Source organism: Alteromonas sp. ASW11-130, assembly GCF_026183735.1.
In the GTDB taxonomy this organism is placed as follows: domain Bacteria; phylum Pseudomonadota; class Gammaproteobacteria; order Enterobacterales; family Alteromonadaceae; genus Alteromonas.
Genome location: NZ_JAPFRE010000006.1, coordinates 86,408 through 108,733 on the forward strand (window position 1 = coordinate 86,408; position 22,326 = coordinate 108,733).

At 43.6% G+C, this 22,326-nt stretch carries 23 protein-coding genes and 2 tRNA genes; 12 read left to right on the forward strand and 13 right to left on the reverse strand.

Features of this window, described 5'->3' with window-relative positions:
- Positions 1-319: 319 nt before the first annotated feature.
- From fusA to OPS28_RS02395, 5 genes are all read right to left on the reverse strand, one after another.
- Entirely contained in the window at positions 320-2,404 is a 2,085-nt protein-coding gene (gene fusA, locus OPS28_RS02375) for an elongation factor G (protein ID WP_265607835.1), read from the reverse strand.
- 186 nt (positions 2,405-2,590) lie between these two features.
- Complete coding sequence (rlmM, locus tag OPS28_RS02380; RefSeq protein ID WP_265607836.1) at positions 2,591-3,661, reverse strand: 23S rRNA (cytidine(2498)-2'-O)-methyltransferase RlmM; 1,071 nt, start codon at positions 3,659-3,661, stop codon at positions 2,591-2,593.
- On the reverse strand, positions 3,654-4,031 hold the full coding sequence (locus OPS28_RS02385; protein WP_265607837.1) for a DUF423 domain-containing protein: 378 nt from the start codon (positions 4,029-4,031) through the stop codon (positions 3,654-3,656). The genes rlmM and OPS28_RS02385 overlap by 8 nt, the downstream gene beginning before the upstream one ends.
- On the reverse strand, positions 4,031-4,669 hold the full coding sequence (locus tag OPS28_RS02390; RefSeq protein ID WP_265607838.1) for an alpha/beta family hydrolase: 639 nt from the start codon (positions 4,667-4,669) through the stop codon (positions 4,031-4,033). Before OPS28_RS02390 ends, OPS28_RS02385 begins: the two co-directional genes overlap by 1 nt.
- Positions 4,659-5,558 (reverse strand): transcriptional regulator GcvA, encoded by a 900-nt coding sequence (locus OPS28_RS02395; RefSeq protein ID WP_265607839.1) that lies wholly within the window; start codon positions 5,556-5,558, stop codon positions 4,659-4,661. The genes OPS28_RS02390 and OPS28_RS02395 overlap by 11 nt, the downstream gene beginning before the upstream one ends.
- 216 nt (positions 5,559-5,774) lie before the next feature.
- Here OPS28_RS02395 and OPS28_RS02400 point away from each other — a divergent pair, with 216 nt between their 5' ends.
- Positions 5,775-6,059 (forward strand): hypothetical protein, encoded by a 285-nt coding sequence (locus OPS28_RS02400; RefSeq protein ID WP_265607840.1) that lies wholly within the window; start codon positions 5,775-5,777, stop codon positions 6,057-6,059.
- Between the two features lie 72 nt (positions 6,060-6,131).
- Here the strand turns inward: OPS28_RS02400 and kdsA are convergent, their stop codons facing one another.
- From kdsA to hemA, 6 genes are read right to left on the reverse strand one after another with little or no spacing between them, the layout of a single operon-like run.
- Positions 6,132-6,986: a 3-deoxy-8-phosphooctulonate synthase gene (gene kdsA, locus OPS28_RS02405; protein ID WP_265607841.1), complete on the reverse strand. Its 855-nt coding sequence runs from the start codon at positions 6,984-6,986 to the stop codon at positions 6,132-6,134.
- A gap of 17 nt (positions 6,987-7,003) precedes the next feature.
- Positions 7,004-7,378: a SirB2 family protein gene (locus OPS28_RS02410; RefSeq protein WP_265607842.1), complete on the reverse strand. Its 375-nt coding sequence runs from the start codon at positions 7,376-7,378 to the stop codon at positions 7,004-7,006.
- A gap of 10 nt (positions 7,379-7,388) precedes the next feature.
- A complete protein-coding gene (locus OPS28_RS02415) occupies positions 7,389-8,945 on the reverse strand; it encodes a response regulator (protein WP_265607843.1) in 1,557 nt (518 codons plus the stop codon).
- Positions 8,946-9,001: 56 nt separating this feature from the next.
- Entirely contained in the window at positions 9,002-9,838 is an 837-nt protein-coding gene (gene prmC, locus OPS28_RS02420) for a peptide chain release factor N(5)-glutamine methyltransferase (RefSeq protein ID WP_265607844.1), read from the reverse strand.
- A 6-nt stretch (positions 9,839-9,844) separates the two neighbouring features.
- Positions 9,845-10,930, reverse strand: a complete 1,086-nt coding sequence (prfA, locus tag OPS28_RS02425; protein WP_265607845.1) for a peptide chain release factor 1 — start codon at positions 10,928-10,930, stop codon at positions 9,845-9,847.
- Between the two features lie 38 nt (positions 10,931-10,968).
- Positions 10,969-12,243 carry a glutamyl-tRNA reductase gene (hemA, locus tag OPS28_RS02430; protein ID WP_265607846.1) on the reverse strand — a complete coding sequence of 425 codons (1,275 nt, stop codon included), beginning with the start codon at positions 12,241-12,243 and terminating at the stop codon, positions 10,969-10,971.
- 112 nt (positions 12,244-12,355) lie between these two features.
- Here hemA and lolB point away from each other — a divergent pair, with 112 nt between their 5' ends.
- From lolB to OPS28_RS02455, 5 genes are all read left to right on the forward strand, one after another.
- Complete coding sequence (gene lolB / locus OPS28_RS02435; protein WP_265607847.1) at positions 12,356-12,970, forward strand: lipoprotein insertase outer membrane protein LolB; 615 nt, start codon at positions 12,356-12,358, stop codon at positions 12,968-12,970.
- Positions 12,955-13,824 (forward strand): 4-(cytidine 5'-diphospho)-2-C-methyl-D-erythritol kinase, encoded by an 870-nt coding sequence (gene ispE, locus OPS28_RS02440; RefSeq protein WP_265607848.1) that lies wholly within the window; start codon positions 12,955-12,957, stop codon positions 13,822-13,824. The genes lolB and ispE overlap by 16 nt, the downstream gene beginning before the upstream one ends.
- 11 nt (positions 13,825-13,835) lie before the next feature.
- Positions 13,836-13,911: transfer RNA gene (locus OPS28_RS02445), tRNA-Gln, on the forward strand.
- Positions 13,912-13,943: 32 nt separating this feature from the next.
- Entirely contained in the window at positions 13,944-14,891 is a 948-nt protein-coding gene (locus OPS28_RS02450; protein ID WP_265607849.1) for a ribose-phosphate pyrophosphokinase, read from the forward strand.
- A gap of 109 nt (positions 14,892-15,000) precedes the next feature.
- Entirely contained in the window at positions 15,001-15,420 is a 420-nt protein-coding gene (locus OPS28_RS02455; RefSeq protein ID WP_265607850.1) for a hypothetical protein, read from the forward strand.
- 32 nt (positions 15,421-15,452) lie between these two features.
- Here OPS28_RS02455 and OPS28_RS02460 read toward each other — a convergent pair whose 3' ends face one another.
- Positions 15,453-16,043 carry a hypothetical protein gene (locus OPS28_RS02460; protein WP_265607851.1) on the reverse strand — a complete coding sequence of 197 codons (591 nt, stop codon included), beginning with the start codon at positions 16,041-16,043 and terminating at the stop codon, positions 15,453-15,455.
- 630 nt (positions 16,044-16,673) lie between these two features.
- On the opposite strand from OPS28_RS02460, the gene OPS28_RS02465 reads away from it, so the two are divergent.
- From OPS28_RS02465 to OPS28_RS02480, 4 genes are all read left to right on the forward strand, one after another.
- Positions 16,674-17,339 carry a 50S ribosomal protein L25/general stress protein Ctc gene (locus OPS28_RS02465; RefSeq protein ID WP_265607852.1) on the forward strand — a complete coding sequence of 222 codons (666 nt, stop codon included), beginning with the start codon at positions 16,674-16,676 and terminating at the stop codon, positions 17,337-17,339.
- A 5-nt stretch (positions 17,340-17,344) separates the two neighbouring features.
- Entirely contained in the window at positions 17,345-17,941 is a 597-nt protein-coding gene (pth, locus tag OPS28_RS02470) for an aminoacyl-tRNA hydrolase (protein WP_265607853.1), read from the forward strand.
- A gap of 21 nt (positions 17,942-17,962) precedes the next feature.
- Positions 17,963-19,054: a redox-regulated ATPase YchF gene (ychF, locus tag OPS28_RS02475; RefSeq protein ID WP_265607854.1), complete on the forward strand. Its 1,092-nt coding sequence runs from the start codon at positions 17,963-17,965 to the stop codon at positions 19,052-19,054.
- A 464-nt stretch (positions 19,055-19,518) separates the two neighbouring features.
- Entirely contained in the window at positions 19,519-19,701 is a 183-nt protein-coding gene (locus OPS28_RS02480; RefSeq protein ID WP_265607855.1) for a hypothetical protein, read from the forward strand.
- A 25-nt stretch (positions 19,702-19,726) separates the two neighbouring features.
- On the opposite strand, the gene OPS28_RS02485 is transcribed toward OPS28_RS02480, so the two are convergent.
- The gene (locus tag OPS28_RS02485; protein ID WP_265607856.1) at positions 19,727-20,803 is read right to left on the reverse strand and encodes a conjugal transfer protein TraG N-terminal domain-containing protein; all 1,077 of its coding nucleotides are present in this window, start codon (positions 20,801-20,803) and stop codon (positions 19,727-19,729) included.
- A 322-nt stretch (positions 20,804-21,125) separates the two neighbouring features.
- Between OPS28_RS02485 and OPS28_RS02490 the strand changes: the two genes are divergently transcribed.
- Positions 21,126-21,968: a peptidylprolyl isomerase gene (locus OPS28_RS02490; RefSeq protein WP_265607857.1), complete on the forward strand. Its 843-nt coding sequence runs from the start codon at positions 21,126-21,128 to the stop codon at positions 21,966-21,968.
- Positions 21,969-22,125: 157 nt separating this feature from the next.
- Positions 22,126-22,202, forward strand: a tRNA-Met gene (locus tag OPS28_RS02495).
- Positions 22,203-22,326 lie beyond the last annotated feature (124 nt).

Genomic DNA, 22,326 nt, shown 5'->3' on the forward strand with positions numbered 1-22,326 from the left:
GGATTTTAAACAGTGAATGAAAAAGACTCCCTCGCCGCCAGCAAAATACTATGATTACTGCAACTAAGGCTTCGAACAGAAATGTGAGACAGGCCGGACAACCGCTTGGAATGCAGAAAAGTGTATCTAGGTCAAAAACTGGGATCACAGTTAGCTAACTCAATAAGAAATTCTGATAAGTTTCATTCATAATCTTTAGCAATTAAAGACCAGTTTTAGATCAGGTGAGCCCGTCCACCTGTCTCGTAGTTATCCCCTACCCGAAAACAAAAAAACGCCCGCTACAAGGAGCGGGCTTTGCAATGTTTAGAAAAAGAACTTACTTTTTCTCTTTACGTGCTTTTGCTTCTTCAATTACTTTTTCAGCTACGTTCTGTGGACATGAACTGTAGTGACTGAATTCCATTGAGAACTGACCACGTCCAGATGTCATAGTACGTAGGTGACCAATGTAACCAAACATTTCTGAAAGTGGTACATCCGCTTTAATACGGACACCTGTTGCGCCAGCTTCCTGATCTTTGATCATGCCACGACGACGGTTAAGGTCGCCAATAACATCACCTACGTGATCTTCAGGCGTAAACACATCAACTTTCATCACTGGTTCTAGAAGCTGAGGGCCTGCTTTAGGCATAGATTGACGGAAAGCACCTTTAGCTGCGATTTCGAACGCGATAGCTGATGAGTCAACTGCGTGGAAAGCACCATCATAAAGCTCTACCTCAACGTCGAGTACAGGATAACCCGCTACTGGACCTTCTTCCATCATGCTCTTGAAGCCTTTTTCAATGGCTGGGAAGAATTCTTTAGGTACGTTACCACCAACAACAGTCGACGTGAATGTAAAGCCAGAGTTTTGCTCACCAGGCTTGATACGATAATCAATTTTACCGAATTGACCAGAACCACCAGACTGCTTCTTATGCGTGTAGCTGTCTTCAACTTGTTGCGTGATAGTTTCACGGTAAGCAACCTGTGGTTGACCTACTACCAGTTCAACACCATAGGTACGCTTAAGAATATCAACTTTGATATCAAGGTGAAGCTCACCCATACCCTTAAGAATAGTTTCACCAGAATCTTCGTCTGTCTCTACGCGGAAAGACGGATCTTCTGCAACCATCTTACCAATCGCGATACCCATTTTCTCAGAGCCACCCTTATCTTTAGGTGCAACTGCAATCGAAATTACTGGCTCTGGGAAGACCATTGCTTCAAGTGTACAAGGGTGCTTAACATCACACAATGTGTGACCTGTCTGCACATTCTTCATGCCTACGATAGCGATGATGTCACCTGCGTGTGCAGAAGTAAGTTCGTTACGCTCATCCGCTTGCATCTCTACCATTCGGCCAACACGTTCTGTTTTGCCTGTGGCAGAGTTAAGTATGGTATCACCTTTGCTGATTTTACCTGAATATATGCGCACAAACGTAAGCGCACCAAAACGGTCATCCATGATCTTGAATGCAAGAGCACGTAGAGGCTCATCAACTGAAACCGTTGCCACCTCACCCGTTTCGTTACCTTCTTCGTCGGTCAACGGTTGTGGTACAACTTCAGTAGGTGAAGGTAAATAATCAACAACCGCATCCAATACTAACTGCATACCTTTGTTTTTAAACGCAGACCCACAGAAAGTTGGGAAGAAAGCAAGGTCACGCGTTCCTTTACGGATACAACGCTTGATATCTTCAACAGAAGGCTCTTCACCCTCCATATACGCCATCATAAGGTCATCATCCTGCTCAACAGCAGTTTCTATTAACGCTTCATGATATTCGTTAACTTTATCAACCATGTCAGCTGGGACATCTTTGATTTCATAGTTTTCTGGAAGACCTGTGTCATCCCAAACGTATGCTTGCTTCGTAAGTACGTCTACTACACCAACGAAATCATCTTCGATTCCAATGGGTAACGTCATTACAAGTGGCGTGGCACCAAGTACTTTTTTGACTTGACCAACTACACGATAAAAATCTGCGCCCATTCTATCTAGTTTGTTAACAAAGATAATACGTGCGACTTCAGATTCGTTTGCATAGCGCCAGTTAGTTTCAGACTGAGGCTCAACACCCCCAGAGCCACAGAAAACACCGATGCCACCATCTAATACTTTCAGTGAACGATAAACTTCAACTGTAAAGTCTACGTGTCCGGGAGTGTCAATAACGTTGAAACGATGGTCTTTCCAAAAACAGCTAACCGCTGCTGACTGAATCGTAATACCGCGCTCAGCCTCCTGCTCCATGAAGTCAGTTGTTGACTCACCGTCGTGTACCTCACCGGTTTTATGAATTTTACCAGTAAGTTTCAGGATTCGTTCTGTTGTGGTTGTTTTCCCCGCGTCTACGTGGGCGAAAATACCTATATTTCTGTAATGAGATAAGTCTGCCATTGGTTCACTTTCGTTGGTTCAGTGTAAAAAAACGGCGGGATTATAAAGGATTTTGCTACCACATTTATACCTTTTTCCGCAGAAAGGTTAAGTTCTGCGCGTAAAAACCACCGCAATAATATATTTATTCTATAAATATCAAAATGTTACGTGAAATAAATAAAATTTCATGATTTTTATCTCAACTCAACATTGTCGAATTACTACCACCGTTACCTCATCACGGTCATGATAAAGGTGTCTGGCGGTCACAATAAATGTGTCATTCAATTTTGCTAATCGAGCTTTTAAGGACAACAACGCCGCTGAAACTGTTTCGTAACGCTGCTTCATTGGAAGTTTCAGGTTAAATATAGCGTGAAGTGAACGCCCCGTCACTAACCAGTCACCCATTAATTTAGCCACGCGATCGGGTTGTTCAATCATATCACAGACCAAGAGATCTACTTTTTGATGCTGTGGTTTATAAGCAAACCCATCAGCAGCAAAATGAACGACTTGACCTGTGGCCATCAACTTGTCATCGATTGTACCATTATCTACGGCTTCCACATACATTTCTCGCGTAACGAGCTGATAAGTCCAGCCTCCAGGACAAGCACCTAGATCTACCGCCCGAGCGCCAGCCCTGAAAACAGTTTTCCGCTGTTGTTCATCAAGCATGGTAATAATTGCTTCTTCAAGTTTTAAAGTCGAACGACTCGGAGCGGCCGAAGGAAACTTTAGCCGACACACACCCAGTTCGAATGGGCTGCGAGTACGCGGATAACTTACAGCCAACTTACAAATATTAAAATCGGTGAAAAATACATGCAATACCGGCAGCTTAAGGTTTTCCTGCTTACTCAAATGCTGTTTTTTGCGCAAAGCTTGCCGTAACGGCACAGCAAATTTTCGGCAAAATTTAGCCAGTCCTTTTCCTGTATCGGTATCGGGATATTCAACCCAGACTGCGCCAAATTTATGTGAATGCCGGCTTACTTCATCCAAAATTGGAGCAATACGATCGGTAGCGTCAAGCTCAGGCAACTGAGCAAATAGCCATATTAATTGCCGGGCGAAAACCGTATCTTTGATATTAAATTCGCTGGTACAGAACGATTCTTTTAGCGGCTCATAAAATGTAAATTCAACATATCCCTGATTCGGCTTAAATACTGGATAACCGTAAACATTCAGCTTAGCTGTGCGTTCTGAAAGCTCTTTTGCAGTATCTGCTTCGTATCCACTTCGACAATACGCAATCACGCTAGTCATTGTTAAATCCACGTAAACTCGCCGCAAACATACATAGCCAACCGATAATAAGTGCGATCCCGCCTATAGGCGTGATGGGTCCAAACACGGGTTGTCCCGTAGTAGCCAACATATATAAGCTACCACTAAATAAAAAGCTGCCTATTAAGAATGCCCAGCCAGCCCGTTTAAGCCACCGGTGATGCCCAAATGCAGATAAAGCCGGCAATAATAGCATTGCAAGTGCATGATACATTTGATAACGCACTCCGGTTTCAAATACGTTTAATGAATCTGCACTTAGGGAATCTTTTAGCTCGTGGGCGGCAAATGCCCCTAACAGAACCGCTATAAATGCGCTTAACGTTCCTGCGACAAAAAATAATCTCATTAACTACACCGTGTTTTTATAAATTGGACTGTTTTGTCGATTGCTGAATTAATATTGTCTTGCTGAGATAGACCGCTTGCTTTCAGGGGTTTGAAACTATGTTCTCCATTAGGCATGAAATCAATCTGGATCGACGTGCTCAACGAATAGTCTTGAATCTCGTGGGCGGTACCAAAAGGATCCCGCTCGCCCTGAAGAATCAAATAGGGAGTCGATAACGTTTTAAGATGCTCTGTTCTCGTTTTTTCGGGCTTGCCGGGGGGGTGAAACGGGTAGCCGTAAACTATGCCACCCTCTATATCAACGTCATCTGCAATCAATGTAGACACTCTTCCTCCCATAGACTTACCGCCTATAAAAGTAGGGAGAGGGCTATACTGCTGTTTGATATGTAAAATAATGTCTTGAAAGTGAGCCTCTGATTTGGGCATTCTGTCCGGGGGGCGCCGTTTACCTGTATGCTCTATAATTTGCATATAGGGAAAATCAAAAAGCACGACTTCTACATCCGACTCAGATAAACCAATAGCTACTTGCTGAATGAAATCAGACGACTTTCCCGCTCCCGCCCCATGGGCAATAATTGCGCGCGCAAATGCTGACCTGTTCGCTTTTTTCACCTCCACACTATAAGACATCTTGTTCTTCCTCAACCTGAGTTAACACCCAATCTCTAAAGGCGGCTATTTTACCTAATTCTGCCTGCGCTTCATCACATACCAGGTAGAATGCATCGCGGCTTTCCACTTTTTCTTCAAATGGGATGACTAAGCGCCCCGCGTCAAGTTCTGGCCTTGCAAGTACTGTATTGCCCAATGCAATTCCCTGACCTAGTGCTGCGGCTTGTAAAACTAACATTGAATGGCTAAACACCGGCCCTTGATTAACATTTACGCCATGTACGCCTACGTGCTTTAACCAATCTTTCCAGGCGGCGCGACTGGAATCGTGGAGAAGAACATGATGCTTCAGATCTGACAGATCATTAAGAGGTTTAGGCCCGCTGAATAATAATGGAGAACAAAGTGGTGTAAGAAATTCTGTATGAAGCTTATCCGCACTTACTCCACTCCACCGCCCTTTGCCGTAATAGATAGCCACGTCTACATCATCGTCCAAAAAACCTTCGTCAAAGTCGACGGCTTTAATACGAACGTCAATATCAGGATGCGCCAAACTAAATTTGCTGATTCTAGGTACTAACCATTGGCTAGCAAAACTCGGCGGCATGGCCACCGTCACCGCACCTTTTGAACCCTTCGCTAATAACTTTTCCGTGGCCTCTTGCAGGTTTCTGAATATGTCTTTCAGCTCAAGAAAATATGCTTGGCCTTCTTCTGTCAATAACAAAGTTCGATTACGCCGTAGAAACAATTTCATGGATAAGTAATCTTCAAGTGCTTTGATTTGATGACTGACAGCGGCCTGGGTTACAAACAGTTCGTCTGCTGCACGGGTAAAGCTCAAATGCCTCGCTGCGGCTTCAAAGGCTTTTAAGGCATTCAGCGGGGGTAATCTTCGGTGCATTGGATCAATTCAACTTTATGAAATTAAGGTTACAGAAGCATTAGTTTTTTTAATGCACATGACATACTTTAACTCGTTTTCAAGTTTACTAAAAGTTGTTTATTATTTCCCCGCAGTAAAGAAATGCCCTTTTTATTCATAGGGTAACGCTGTGACGATTTGTAAAAAAATTAACATTTCGGCAACCAACATTAAATTACTTATATTAGGTGTGATATGAACAAACTACTTTTAGCTTCAATTTCTGTTGTCGCATTTGCTTCAGCGGCAGTAAATGCCAATGAAGTGCATGTTGAAAACCAATTTTATACGCTGAATGAAATGGCTCACAATAGCATTGATTTAGCTTCAATTAAGCCTGTCATAGAGTTGACAGAAACTATTCAAAGTCAGGTGGACAAAGCCTTTACCGATGAAATAACTATAGTAAATAAAAACAATTTATTTGCTAAGCATGACAAACGTAAGACTCGTAAAACCGCAAGCTTACGCAGCGAATAAAATAAAAACCACACCTGATAAGCAACTGGCGGCTATCGCCGCCAGGCTTGCTTAGACATTCTACTATATTAATTAACGCTGGCTGGTATCTAATTCAGCAAAATTTTTGATAAGTTCGTCCAACGCTTTCATTTGCTCTAAATAAGGCGCTAGCTTATCTAAAGGTAACGCACAAGGCCCATCGCACTTCGCTTTATCTGGATCAGGATGTGCTTCTATGAATAAACCCGCTAACCCCAATGCCATTCCACTACGCGCTAATTGCGCAGCTTGTGCACGCCGACCATCTGCTGAACTTTCACGACCGCCTGGTTTCTGTAGAGCGTGAGTCGCATCAAAAATGACGGGCGCATATTCTTTCATTGCATCCATGCCCAACATATCAACAACAAGATTGTTGTAACCAAAACTCGTCCCACGTTCACACAAAATAATGTTATCGTTGCCCGCTTCAGCAAACTTTTTGATGATGTGTCGCATTTCATGGGGGGCTAAAAACTGCGGTTTTTTAACGTTGATCACAGCGCCGGTGTTCGCCATTGCTACCACTAAGTCTGTCTGACGGGCGAGAAAGGCAGGCAACTGAATTACATCGACTACTTCAGCTACAGGAGCAGCCTGAAAAGGTTCGTGAACATCAGTGATTAATGGAACATTAAAGGTATTTTTGATTTCTTCAAATATCTTTAATCCTTCTTCCATTCCTGGGCCCCGATATGAATGCACCGACGAACGATTAGCCTTATCAAATGACGCTTTAAATACGTAGGGAATGCCCAGCTTTTGCGTCACATTGACATAATGCTCTGCAATACGCATAGCTAAATCACGTGATTCGAGCACGTTCATACCACCGAAAAGCACGAATGGTAACGTGTTGGATACTTCAATAGTGTTGATTGAAACCACAGATTTGGATTCATTCATAAGTAATGTCTACTCTCCTAAAAAAACATGGGTTGCTTCGTGATAGCAACGTTCGCAATTAACATTAGCCAAATAAGAGCACCGACGAATCCGATCCATCTCATGGGAGCATTTCTGCCCCATTTTAGGGCGAACATCCCCAATAAAATGTAGGCAATAAGGCCTACTACCTTAAAGGTTACCCAATCGTGAACAAATGGGTACTGAGAAATGATAACGCATAGCCAGATCGCGCTGAGTAACAGAATAGTATCGATAATATGGGGGACAACTTTGACCCATTTTTTTTGTAAAAATGCGGGACTGAATTGTGACCATATAAATCGTATAATAAATAAAAGTACACTTAGCGCGATAGCGGTTAAGTGAATATGCTTAGCTGCTGCATACATGGTAAATACCTTATTGTTGTTCTAAGTCGGCGTAATCATGTTGTACCTGCATGAATAAATCAATATTTTCAAGCAAGTATGAAACTAAACGAGGATCAAAATGTTTTCCTGACTCCTCCTTCAGGGTTGTTTTAACCTTATCCAGAGGCCAACGCTCTTTATAAGGCCGTTTATTTAATAGGGCATCAAATACATCCACCAATGCTGCAATCCTGCTTTCCAAAGCAATTTCTTTCTCCTTGAGCCCTTGAGGGTAGCCATTTCCATCCCAACGTTCATGATGCTGCTTGGCTAAGGTTGCAGCGAGCTGAATCGTGGGCTTTTCTGAATCTTTAAGGATTTGGTAGCCAAATTCCGCATGTTTACGAATTTGAAAAATTTCATCTTCTGTTAATGGTTCAGTTTTGTGCAACAATTGCGCCGATATCCGAGTATTGCCTACATCATGCAATGGAATGGCTAACTTAAACGTTTTCACCTTACGGTCTTCCATTTTAAGCCCTTTAGCCAATAGCTCTGCCATTAATACCATACGTTCGATATGCCGATTACTTTGCGGCTCATGATCCAAAGCTTTACTCAAACGTTCGATAACCTCTCGTTGTGTGCCTTCAATTTCGTTAGTCAACAAAAGATTTTCAAAGGCTATTTGCACATTATCAGAGAACAGTTTAACTAATCGTTTATCTGTTTCGCCTACTTTTCTGGGCAAACCTGTGAGGTAAAGTAACGAACCGTTGCGATTCTTACTGTCACAGTAAGCGACCACATAGTCATCTCCGTACACAATCTTTTTAGAACGCAGTGCTTCTCTGCATAAGGCGTAGACTTTGTCGTCCACTGCGTCTTGTAATTTTTTTCCCTCTTTCTGTGAATACTCACCATTGCCAGCAAATACATAAAGCTCATCAGGTGATTGTTTGTCAATGGGCTTGGGGGCGGCAACTGCTGTAGTGATATATGCAGCATCGCGGGCGCACCCTAATATAGAAGAAACCTGCTGAATAAGCCCCTGCATGAATTTTTCGAGAGAATGAGTAGCAAATAAATCAGTAGAAGCATCGATAATTTTTTCGAGCCCTGCGCGATTTTCTTCTATTACGATAATATCCCGGTAAGACCGTAACGCGGCAATAATCACTGTGAACAGCTTCTGGGCGGTCAATTCGGTTTTAGACTTATAATCATTGATATCGTAATTAATGATAACGTGTTTTTCTGGAGCCTGACCCGGCTGCCCCGTTCGCAATATGATCCGAGTGAAATGGTTGTCTAGCTCATTTCGAACGTACTGAGCGACTTCCAGACCTGCTTCATCGGTTTCCATAACCACATCCAGCAATATTACTGCAATATCATCATGTTCTTGTAGCAATGCTTTTGCTTGTGAACCTGAATAGGCACTTATAAACGTAAGGCGTTTTCCGTTTAGCATAAAATCACTTAATGCTAACTTTGTAACCGCATGAACCTCAGGTTCATCATCAACAATTAAAACCTTCCAAAAACCCAAAACTTCAATGGGGGGTTCGTCGGTATCTTCAGCAAATAACAAGTCATCACTCATGCTTTTTATACTCTTTTTACCGCTTAGCTATTTGAATACTACTTCAAGTTTAATTATTAGCAAGTATACCAGCGGCCAGTTGTGACCCGATCGAGCGTATTAACGTCGTAAAATGTAATGATGTCTGTAAATCCATGTGTTTCAAATTCCTTTGCAACTGCTGGACCTTGGTTATAACCATGTTCGATTAACAACATACCATTGTTATTTAGATGGTGTGCCGCCGTAGACAAAATATTCCGTATATCATCAAGCCCATCTTTTCCAGACGTGAGTGCTGATGCGGGTTCAAATCGAACATCTCCTTGCAAAAGATATTCGCTGGCGGATTCTACATAAGGAGGATTGCTGACAATGATATCGAAGATACAATTGGGAATAGCTGAAAACCAATCACTTTGTTTAAAAGTCACGTTTTTAACATGATTAAGCGCGGCATTCGACTTTGCCAGTTCCACCGCCTCGGGTACTCTGTCGACACCTGTTATATGTGCTTTAGGCAGCTCACTGGCGAGTGCTATCGCAATGGCGCCCGTTCCTGTACCTAAATCACAAATAGCAGCATCAGCACGCTGATTCAATTCAAGGACTTTTTCGACGAGTAATTCAGTTTCCGGGCGGGGGATTAACGTCGCCTCAGAAACACTAAAATCCATAGACCAGAATTCCTGATGTCCCCTTAAATAGGCCACCGGCGTACCCTCCTTACGCTTAGCTACCAGCGTATTAAATTGAGAAAGCTGTGCTTCTGAGAGCTCGCGTTCTGGCCAGGTATAAAGATAACTTACAGGCTTTTTCAGACAATGACAAAGCAGTGCCCGTGAGTCTATAGCGGGAGTCTCTGTGCCAGCAAGTTCTGCCTGTGCAAACGCAAGCGCTTGATCTATGCGCATGGTGAGCTATTCGTCCGACAGTGATGCCAGCAGATCAGCCTGGTGTTCTTGTCTAATAGGTTCTACTAACCCGGCTAAATTCCCTTCTACCACTTCGTCAAGCTTGTATAAGGTTAGGTTAATTCGGTGATCAGTTACTCTGCCCTGAGGGAAATTGTAGGTTCGAATTCGCTCTGAGCGGTCACCGCTTCCTACTAAGTTACGCCGAGTAGTCGCTTCTTCTTTCGCGCGTTTTTCCTCTTCGATTTGATTCAAACGAGCCTGAAGAACTGACATTGCCTTGGCGCGGTTCTTATGTTGTGAACGTTCATCCTGACATTCCACCACCAACCCTGTTGGCAAGTGCGTAATACGTATAGCAGAATCAGTCTTGTTTACGTGCTGACCGCCAGCACCGGACGCTCGAAACGTGTCAATTCTAAGATCGGCAGGATTAATTTCGATCGCTTCAGATTCTGGAATTTCAGGCAACACTGCAACCGTGCAGGCTGAGGTATGTATGCGGCCTTGTGACTCTGTCTCAGGCACACGCTGTACGCGGTGACCGCCTGATTCAAATTTCATCACTCCATATACACCTTCACCACTCAAATTAGCGACGACTTCTTTAAAACCGCCATGTTCGCCTTCGTTGGCACTCACTAATTCCACGCGCCAGCCACGCGATTCGGCATAACGGCTGTACATCCTGAATAAATCGCCTGCAAAAATAGCCGCTTCATCACCTCCTGCTCCGGCTCTAATTTCTAAGAAGCAGTTGTGATCATCGTTAGGATCTTTAGGTAAAAGTAAAATTTGTAATTCGCTTTCCAGATTCTCAAGTTGCGCTTTTGCCTCTTTTATTTCTTCCTGCGCCATTTCGCGCATTTCAGCATCGTCTTCATTCAGCATTTCTTGTGCAGATGCTAAATTTTGCTGGGCTTGTTGATACGCGTTGAAGCCGGCCACAACATCTTCCAATTGGCTGTACTCTTTTGACAAATTGCGAAATTTATCCTGATTCCCGATAACCTCAGGATCCCCCAGCAAAGCCTGCACTTCGTCAAAACGTTCTACCAGATTTTCCAGCTTTCTAATGACCGATTCTTTCATACGTAAGTATTAAACCTTTCACAAATAAGTGAGTTAAATTATTTTTCGCGCTGATTAGTATCAGGCGTCAATTCCAGCGCTTGCTCAAGCCACTGGGTAACATTTGTGTTATTTTCTGCTGCCGCCTCGCGTAACACCCGCGTGGGGCCATGCATTAATGCATTCGTTAATTTGTAAGCCAGCTCCTGCATGACATCATCGGCAGGTTTGCCTTCTTGCAACTGATTTACAGCCCGCAATACCAATTGATCTCGCTGTGCCAGACTTCGCTGTCGATATTGCTTGACTAAGTCTATCGATTGTTGCGCTTGCTGCCAGCTAAGATAATTCTCAACGTACTGGGCGATAATTTTCTCTGCTTCCTGGGCCGCCATCTCCCTTGACGCCATGTTTTTCTCTACAATATGTTGTAGATCATCAACGGTATACAAGTAGGCGTCACCCAGTTCGTTAACTTGTGCTTCAATATCGCGCGGTACAGCTAAGTCTACTAAAAAGATAGGCTTATTTCGCCGCTGCTTCAACGCACCTTCAACCATCCCCTTGCCGATTAGTGGTAACTGGCTTGCGGTTGAGCTGATCACAATATCATATTCTTTTAATTGAGCGGGAAGTTGAGACAAGGTCAACACTTTGGCAGTTAGTTTATCGGCCAAATTCTGTGCGCGCGCCACAGTACGATTCGCTACCGCAATTTGAGAAACACCTTGCTCTTTTAAGTGCTGTGCGACTAATTCGATAGTTTCACCCGCACCTACTAATAATACTGCTCGTTCTGGCAATGCAGAGAAGATATGTTTGGCAAGCTGCACTGCAGCAAAGGCCACGGAAACCGCATTGGCGCCTATTTCCGTATCGGTGCGTACTTTCTTTGCCACTGCGAAGGTTTGTTGAAAAAGTTTTTCAAACCCTGAACCTACCATCCCTGAATGTTTAGCGTCAGTATACGCTTGCTTAACCTGGCCAAGGATTTGCGGCTCGCCCAATATCAGCGAATCCAGTCCACTCGCCACGCGCATAACATGATTAACAGCATGACGATCACGGTAACAGTAGCTATGCGAAATAACTGCTTGATGCGGCAACGTGTGAAAAGAGGCTAACCACTCGCTTAGGGTTTCGCTGGCCATTTGAGTTGCATCTACATACACCTCGGTGCGGTTGCACGTCGACACTATCACTGCTTCCTGTACATTAGGCAACGTTTTCAGCGACGCCAACGCCGCTACTATCGAGTCGGGCGTAAACGCCACTTTCTCGCGTAGCTCAACGGGTGCTGTTGTGTGATTAATTCCGAGGGCAAGTAAGGTCATTCAATTTCATACTGGCAGAGTCGGAGCGCATTGTACGAAAAACGCAAATTGATTGAAAGCACCGATGTATTTGTGTTTCTATTGAAACATCAGAAATTCGACAGCTATTTATATGATACGCCTATTCAGATATCTCTTTTTTGTTGCCTTACTTTCACTTTCCCTTTACGGCTGTTCAACGTTACCAGATGGGCCCAAAGAGGATGTTAATCTTCCGAAACAGGTCGCCACACTAAAAACAATGAAAGCCTGGCAGTTAAAAGGCAAAATGGCGATTCGAAACCATAAGGAAGCGATCAGTGCCACTGTGAAATGGGATGTCGAACGTGATAATTTTTACTTCACATTGACTAATTTTTTAGGTATCACCTTAGTAGATATGGTCGCTAAGCCTGGTTTAGCTACGCTAAAAGCGAATGATGAAGAGTATTCTCATCACGACGCAAGTGAATTAATCGCTCAGGTGACTGGATGGGATATACCCCTTGCTGATTTATTGGCGTGGATAAAAGGACTGCCTAAAGCAAGTGATACCTACACACTTTCAGAGCATGGCTTGTTAGAAACACTTTCTCCGGCGTGTAGCCGATGCCAAAACTGGAGAATCGCTTACGACAACTACGATAAAATTAATAATGTATGGTTGCCGCACAGTCTTGTAATGACCCGCGCAAATGATCCTAAACAATTTATAAAGATTCGGATTTCTGAATGGACGATCAACTAATTGACTGGTGGCCGAGTCCGGCAAAATTAAACCTCTTTTTACATATTTTGGGGCGAAATCAAAAAGGCTATCATCTTCTTCAAACCTTGTTTCAAATGCTGGATGTGGGAGACCAAATTGCGTTTACGCTTACTGATGATGGGAAAATAGCCATGTCACAGTCACTTGAAGGTGTGCCCGATGATCAAAATCTTATCGTTCGGGCTGCCAGGTTACTCCAATCCACCTGCGAAACTTCCAAAGGCGCCATTATCACCTTAGACAAACAACTGCCCATGGGGGGAGGTATCGGTGGGGGTTCATCGAATGCGGCAACCACTCTTGTTGCATTAAACGAACTTTGGAACTGTAAACTTAACACCACAGAACTGGCTGAACTTGGCTTGTTACTCGGTGCAGATGTGCCTATTTTTATACATGGATTGACAGCATTTGCTGGCGGTGTGGGAGAAAACATTTATCCAGTAAAGATCCCCTGCCAATGGTATCTTGTAGCCAATCCGGGTATTCACATAAGTACTGCCGAAGTGTTCGCTGCGCCTGAATTACCCCGCAATAGTGCTGCAATGAATTGGCAGCACTATAAATTTGAAGAAACGCGAAACGATTGCCAAACTTTAGTCACAAACAGGCATCCGGAAGTTGCAAATTTATTACAGTGGTTGGTACACTACGCACCGTCGCGGATGACGGGCACGGGAGCGTGTGTGTTCGCCACGTTTGCAAGTGAAGCTCAGGCTAAGGAAGTTCAGGCCAAATTACCCGATAAATGGAGCAGTTTCGTTGCAAAAGGTGTCGATCAATCGCCACTAAAAATAAAACAACAACAAGTGCGCGCCGCATCAGACATGTAGTTGTTTACAATTGGGGTATAGCCAAGTTGGTAAGGCAGCGGGTTTTGATCCCGCCATTCGTAGGTTCGAGTCCTGCTACCCCAGCCACCTCTTCTCAAAAACGCACTGAGGAAAAACTTGTGCCAGACATGAAGCTCTTTGCAGGTAATGCAGTACCAGAACTTGCCCAGAAGGTCGCCGAACGCCTTTATACTAAACTTGGTAAAGCCAGTGTAGGCCGGTTCAGCGACGGTGAAATCAGCGTCGAGATACATGAAAACGTCCGTGGATCGGACGTTTTTATTGTCCAGTCTACTTGCGCGCCGACTAACGATAACCTGATGGAGCTAATCGTGATGATTGACGCGCTGCGTCGAGCATCGGCTGGAAGGATCACAGCGGTTATCCCCTATTTCGGTTATGCCCGACAAGATCGCCGTGTACGTTCTGCCCGTGTACCTATAACCGCCAAGGTTGTTGCTGATTTCCTATCGAATGTGGGCGTCGATCGGGTATTAACTATCGACCTGCATGCTGAACAGATTCAGGGATTCTTTGATGTACCCGTGGATAACGCATTCGGTACGCCAATCCTGATGGCCGATATGATGAAGCGTGACTTTGTCGATCCTGTAGTCGTATCGCCTGATATTGGCGGTGTGGTGCGAGCACGAGCTACAGCGAAGCTACTTAACGATACCGACTTAGCTATCATCGACAAACGTCGTCCAAAAGCGAACGTCGCCCAGGTGATGAATATCATCGGTGATGTGAAAGATCGTGACTGCATTATTGTTGATGACATGATTGATACAGGCGGCACCCTAGCTAAAGCTGCTGAAGCGCTTAAAAAACATGGTGCGCGTAAAGTGTATGCCTATGCTACTCATGCTATTTTCTCTGGCAATGCTGCTAAGAATTTAAAAGATTCGATGATTGATGAGATTGTGGTAACTGATAGTATCCCGCTGCATGACGATATGCGCGCAATTGATAAAGTAAAGCAGCTAACGCTGTCTGAGATGTTGGCCGAAACCATTCGTCGTATCAGCAACGAAGAATCTATTTCCGCCATGTTCGAATATTAATGTTATCTCGCCATCGGTTTAAACCGATGGCTTTTCTCTCTTAACTTGATTTCCCCCTCGCGCTCTGCCTAAGATAAGACATCTTTTATTGTAGACAGTAAAAAGCGTTATGACCAAAACACTATTAACTTTTACAGTCGGCTTGGCCTTATTAGGCTGCTCTCCAGAACTTTCATCAAATAATACTTCCCCCGTTCCAGTTGAGGAAGCCAGCGCACGGCCACAGGAGGTAGAAATGAAACAGCCAAAAGAACGTAAAGAAAATTCAGCAATATCGCAAAGTATGACGGGTACTATTGTGTATAAAAATCTTGAAGGAGGTTTCTATGCATTCAATAGTGATAGTGGCGAAAAATTCACTTTCCAAAGATTACCAAAAGAGTTTCACAAACATGGCTTGAAAATTAAGGTATGGGGCAAGCCACGTAAGGACGTAATGACTTTCACCCAGTACGGTACCGTATTTGAAGTAGAAAAGGCGGAAGTAATCGATGACTCACAGGTTAAACCTATCAACGAACATTATTAGCCTTCTTTCGTTGTAACGTTTTATGGTCTTTCTCAGCTTTTTGCTTGTCTAAGTTCAACTCGCTGGAGCTCATCGCCTTCAAATGTATACAGTTCCGGCGACAATGAATGCGTTTCGTCAAAGCCAATTTCGTTAATGCAGTTGATTAACGTGCGCAGATGCTCAGGGTTATCTTTGCGCGCGCACAATACAAAATTTTTGTGGGTGAAATTGATGACTACCGGCCCGCCAATTTGCTGTTCCAGTCCATGCCAAAAGCTGGGATACAGTATTGTACAAGCAGCCATATCATCAAGGCGCACTTCCCAGACCGCTTCACTGGCAATAATTTGACTATTTTGGATAGCTGCAAAACCGGTATCCAGCCCCCTGTCCCACATTTGTTCTTCACTGATGCTGTTTTTTGCTAGCAAGACCGGGCTAAGTGAGGTGTAATTCTCTCCGTCATCAATAGCGAAGGTCAACAATAAGTCATTGGTAATGGCTTTATAGAATGGCATGGAATCCGGAGACTGTTTTTTTATGGGTTCCAATGCTTCTAAAAATCGGCGCGTCTTAATTCGCGGATAGATAACCACATCAGATTTTTTCTTATTAAATTTTTTAATTAATCGTGAGAACATTGATTGAGTGAAGCGTTTTTATCGTTAAGTAGGTGTAGCTTACCTTGGTATATTGGTCAGTACAAAACAATAACAAACTGCCGAAAAGTCTTGAATTGTCAAAATCACTGTGTATTACGTTTATTGAGAAGAACAGGTAGTATTCCCCGTGAATCATTTCCGCTACCATAACGGCCGCTTCTGCCGTCATCAGGATAGCGCATGGAAAAGCTAACATTCTATGGGATGCTTCAATTGTGCCTATAACACTTTTATTATCAGTTCTAAAAGAAGGACAGACGGCCTCAATCCCGCCCGTCACTGTCTTTTTAAATGTAGTCCTATTCAGATGTAGCCTGACATATTACCCCGTAAATTTTTGTTCGGTTCTCAACGCACTCAATATGAAAGCTATAATCTGTATCTTGATTCCATGTTTTAATCACTGACTAATTTGAATTCAGCATTGTTACCCGTAGTGAACGTTCTAACCGGACTTATTAAGTTCGCCCAGCGTTGTTACTTAATATAATTGTAAAGCTGGAAGCGAGGTGGTAGAATTCGCCGCCCTCAAATTTTGGGGTTTCTTTATGCGGGTTTTGGTCGCAAAAACCCGTGCTTATTTTAATTATTAATTTCTGGAGACATTCAATGTCTGAAGCAATATTCAATCTGGATGCGCAAGTTCGCACAGATATGGGGAAAGGTGCGAGCCGCCGCCTACGTCGTGCTGATAAATTACCTGCGATCCTTTACGGTGGTGACGAAGCGCCTGTTGCCCTAACTTTAGATCATAACAAAGTAAACAACGCTGCTGATTTCGAAGCATTCTACTCTCATGTTTTGACATTAAACATTGATGGAAAGAATGTTGAAGCGTTAGTAAAAGACATGCAACGCCACCCGTACAAGCCTAAAATTACGCACATTGATTTTCAACGTGTAATTGCAGGTCAGGAAGTTCACACTCACGTTCCATTACACTTCATTAATGAAGATAAGTGCACTGCCGTGAAGAACGAAGGCGGTATCGCTGAGCACCACGTAAATGAAATCGAAATCACGTGTTTACCAAAAGATCTACCTGAGTTTATAGAAGTAGATATGGCGGGTGTAGAAATGGGTCAAACCGTTCACCTTTCAGATCTTACGCTTCCTAAAGGTGTATCTTCAGTAGAGCTAGGCCGTGGTGATGAAGACCATAACCTTGCTGTAGTAACTGTAAAGGCTGCGCCTAAGACTCCAGTAATTGACGCAGAAGAAGCAGAGCAAGCTGCTGCCAAAGCTGCTAAGCAAGAAGAAGCCGATAAGGAATAATCAGCTTGGCTGATATTCGTCTTATTGTGGGCCTGGGTAACCCAGGCCCTGAATACGAACACACCCGTCACAATGCTGGCGCCTGGTTTCTTGACCAGTTTGCTGCAGCATATAACACCTCGCTAACACCAGAGTCTAAATTCTCAGGCCATACCGCCAGAATCAGTATAGGCGGACAAGATATTCGATTGCTCCACCCCACTACATTTATGAACCGAAGTGGTCAATCGGTAGCAGCACTTGCTAACTTTTATAAAATTGAGCCTGAACAAATTTTGGTTGCGTTTGATGAGTTGGATATGCCCCCTGGCATCGCCAAATTCAAGGTGGGTGGAAGTTCAAGTCAAAATGGTGTGCGCGATATTGTTAGTAGAATGGCTAACAACAAGAATTTTTTACGTCTTCGGATTGGCATTGGTCATCCTGGGCACAAAAGTAAGGTTACCGGCCACGTGTTAGGCAAGCCTTCTGCTGCCGAAAAACAGGCTATTGATGAAGCAATCGACGAAGCGGTTCGCTGCACAGAATTGCTTATTAAGCATGATCTTAAGCAGGCACAAAACAGATTACACTCTTTCTCGGCAACCGTTGCCGGAGACTGACGATTTATAAGGATTCATCCCATGGGTTTTAAATGTGGCATTGTAGGGTTGCCAAATGTTGGTAAGTCGACCCTTTTTAATGCATTAACGAAAGCAGGCATTGAAGCGGCTAACTTCCCTTTCTGTACCATTGAGCCCAATACTGGGGTGGTACCTGTTCCGGATCCACGGCTAGATAAACTTGCAGCTATCGTTAATCCACAGCGGGTGATCGCCACCACTATGGAATTCGTTGATATTGCAGGTTTAGTGGAAGGTGCTTCAAAAGGAGAAGGTTTAGGAAATAAATTCCTTGCCAATATCCGAGAAACCGACGCCATTGGTCATGTTGTACGCTGCTTTGATAACGACAACATTGTTCATGTTGCGGGTAAGGTAAGCCCTCAGGACGATATTGACGTTATCAACACGGAATTAGCTTTAAGCGATCTGGAGACGACTGAAAAAGCCCTTATTCGGGTAGGTAAGCGTGCCAAAGGTGGCGATGCTGACGCTAAATACGAATTGAAGGTTTTGGAAAAGATTAAGCCGCATTTAGATGAAGGCAATTTACTACGTTCACTAACGTTATCAAAAGAAGAATTAGCGGCAATTAGCTACATGAATATGTTAACGCTTAAGCCCACAATGTATATTGCTAACGTAAACGAAGATGGGTTTGAAAATAACCCGTATCTTGACCAAGTGAAAGCCATAGCCGAAACGGAAAATGCCGTAGTGGTAGCGGTGTGTGCTGCGATTGAATCTGAAATTGCAGAACTTGATGACGAAGAGAAAGCCGAATTCATGGAAGACATGGGGCTTGAGGAGCCTGGCTTAAACCGTGTCATCCGCGCAGGTTACAATTTGCTAACATTGCAAACTTACTTTACCGCAGGCGTTAAAGAAGTGCGTGCTTGGACTTATCCTGAAGGTTCGACTGCCCCCCAGGCCGCAGGCAAAATTCACACTGATTTCGAAAAAGGTTTTATCCGAGCAGAAGTCATCGGCTACGACAATTTTGTTGAGTTTAACGGTGAGCAAGGCGCGAAAGATGCTGGAAAATGGCGACTTGAAGGAAAAGACTATATCGTTAAAGACGGCGATGTGATCCACTTCCGCTTTAACGTGTAAACACAGGTGTGCCAAATGAGCACACCATACAGCTTCGTAATATCTTTGGCCCCGCTCCAGCGGGGCTTTTTTATTGCGCTCTAGGTTTTTACTTGAATCAATTCGCTAAAGCCCCTTGCAGTTACCATAACGTTGCCGAACCACTACGAGTGTATAAATAGGCATACCTAATTGGTCGCAATTTTTTATTGATGGAATAATTTCCTCAAAAATTTAAGGTATACTCCCTACAAATGTTCTGCATGCAGAACAAATTGCGAATACGTTTGTTAAGTAAGTTCATCGGTACCACTGGTTCAGAGACTACAACGCAAACGTAACGACCTGCTCCGGCATGGCAAGAAATGCTCCTTCGGATTGCTTCTTGACCATCCCACGTTGAACACGGCTTGCTTCGCATTTGTTTATCAACTGTCACAGGACGTTTCGAGCGTCAGTCAATTACTGAACAGAGGAACCTGACAATGAACACACTATTCAAACTAACTTTCGGCTTATTGATCTGGTTTGTGAAATTTGTTGTTACTGCTGTTTTCGCTGATGGTGGAAAAGCTAATAATTCTCACGATGATAAATTAGGTGCTATGAATTATAAATACTTCGCAGATACAGATGAGTATGTGAGTCAAATCGATTATGATAATTAAAAAGGCCTATATCTAGGCCTTCTTTTTACGATTTCTTATGTCGGTTCTTAAAGCGATTTTGCGCCTTGTTTTTTGCCTGATGTGCCATTTGGCCTTTAGGTGTCGCTCTGGCTACTTTTGACATACCGCCCTTTCCACCGCCGCCCATCTTAGTACCTGAATTACGCTCTTCACTCGCTCTCTGTTGTAACTTAGCGGCACCAGAAGCACCAGCATTCTTAGCAGCTTGACCGCCACTAACTCCATTAGTCGCTGTTGTCATACTATTACCGACCTGCATTCCTGCCGCTGTCATCACCCCTGTTAACAGCCCTGGTATAGATATGAATAATGCATCAGTAAGGTAGTTCACCCATATTAAGGTACTGGGATTAGTCAGCGCTTGATCGATATAACTCTCTGAGCCCCCAAATACGGTTTCTGTAAAGCCCTGCTGCACCAAAATGCAAAGCTCCCATAAATACGGCCAGAACAGCACTGAAGCGATAAAAAAGTGATACCCCACTATAAATTTCCGGCCATACTTAGACACGATATAGGCAAGGGGTAAAAATGCTGTTAACACGAACAAAATAATTGCCTGACCTATGGGCGCCACTGCCTGTACTACACTGGCTCCTGCAAGCTCCTGAGATGCTGACGCCGCCGTTCCTAATATTCCCGCAAAGCGCGATCCATAACCTATCGCTGTATCCCAAAATCCTGTTGTTTGGGTGGAATAATCTCGCATTTCCGCGTTTTGAATTTTTTCCATGCCGTATTCATTAAAAAACGCTGCATAGAGCAATTCATTTTCTTTTGTTTGGGTAGTGTCAAACAGGCCTGTAATAAATTGAAGAACATCTGTATTGGTTTTAAACCTTTCTGCTTCTTTTAACAGTCGGCTTCTAAGGCCCACCTCTTTTTCATCGGGCGTATTGAACCCTGCCCCCGCACCTTCCCACCATTCACGGCATGTGGGATAGCCAATAGAGCCTTTATCTTCAGCCGCATAGCTTTGGTAAGCCGTATTATTTTTATTGTTACCGCTATTTTGAAACCCTTTTAAAGGGAATGTTGAATAGAACCCTTCTGACACATTGCCGTAATAGGTTGCATTCATAAAGCCTTCAGCCCCAGGCCAAGGCTTACCATTTTCACCATTCAACCAAGGAAGGTTCGGATCGTTCGTGGCTGCTCCTTTTTGTAGGGCAGGTAAATAACACTATTAATACAAATTAAATTGGTTCTATTTACCATGCTGTAGCCTAAAAATTATTTACAGTATTGAGATAACTTAATGACCCAAAAGCGGCAAACCTTTCATAAATGCCAATATTAATCTAACCCATGATAAAGTGATTTTAAGTAATTAGTTAATTTCTAAAGTTGATGTATTTTTATATAAAATGCGTTAGAAAATTCGGAATGGAATAGGTGAAACATTGAGCAAGATAATGACCCTCCTAATAAGCGCACTACTATTTACCAGCGCTGCGGCGCAAAGTGAGGCACACTGGTTTACCCCCGAACAATCACAGTTAGCCTATATACATTTACCTGATGGCCTAGTTATCGTTGCGTTAACCGACAGTATTTCTCCTAACCATGTGAAACGCTTTAAACAACTAGCTAAAAGTCGCTTTTATGATAACCAATCCTTTTACAGGGTAATCGATGGGTTTGTGGCCCAGGGGGGTAGCAATGGTGCGCATGAGTTAAGTGATAGCACTACCCCTTTAAAAGCAGAATTTACTGGAACATCGGCGGAAGGTTTTTATGAAATAGAGCGTCCAGGCTTATTCGCTCCGGTAAGTGGCTTTATTAACGGGTTTGCTGCTGCAACTACGCTTCAACGTAACAGCTATTGGTTAGTTGATTGCCCTGGTATGCTGGCTATGGCTCGAGACAATAAAAAAGATACAGCTACCACTGAGTTTTATGTGGTAATCGGTCAGGCTCCCCGTCACCTTGATAGGAACATGTCAGTATTCGGCCGAGTCGTAGCGGGTTTGGATGTTTTGCAAAAACTGCCTAGAAGCGGTTATATGAATTCTAACGAATCAGCATCTACCAATGCAGATAATAAAATTATTTCTATCCGTATGGGAGATACGCTCCCATCAGGCGCACAACGTCATTTTCGAATTCAATTAGCCAGCCATCCTGACTACTTAGAAAAAATAAAGTTGGCGAGAAATTTAGATAACCCTTTTTATGTTGATCGCCATCTCTCTCCCCGTCCAATAGACATTTGTTATTATCAGACGCAAATTGAAGAGCTGTAACCCGTGCTTTCGTGCAAAACCAACTACAATAGATGTTTTAATGACCATTAACGTACACATTATCGCCAGTTAAACAAAGTTGTCATAAAAAGGGGTTGACGACCCTCGGGTAGATGAGCATAATACGCGCCACTCCTGAGGGAGTAAAGATTTCGGAGGCTACGTAGCTCAGCTGGTTAGAGCACATCACTCATAATGATGGGGTCGCAGGTTCGAGTCCCGCCGTAGCCACCAATCTTCTTTTCTTTCTGTTGTGCCCAATGAAAGAAAGGTATTTACTTTGCGGAAGTGGTGGAATTGGTAGACACGCTGGATTTAGGTTCCAGTGCTTCACGGCGTGAGAGTTCAAGTCTCTCCT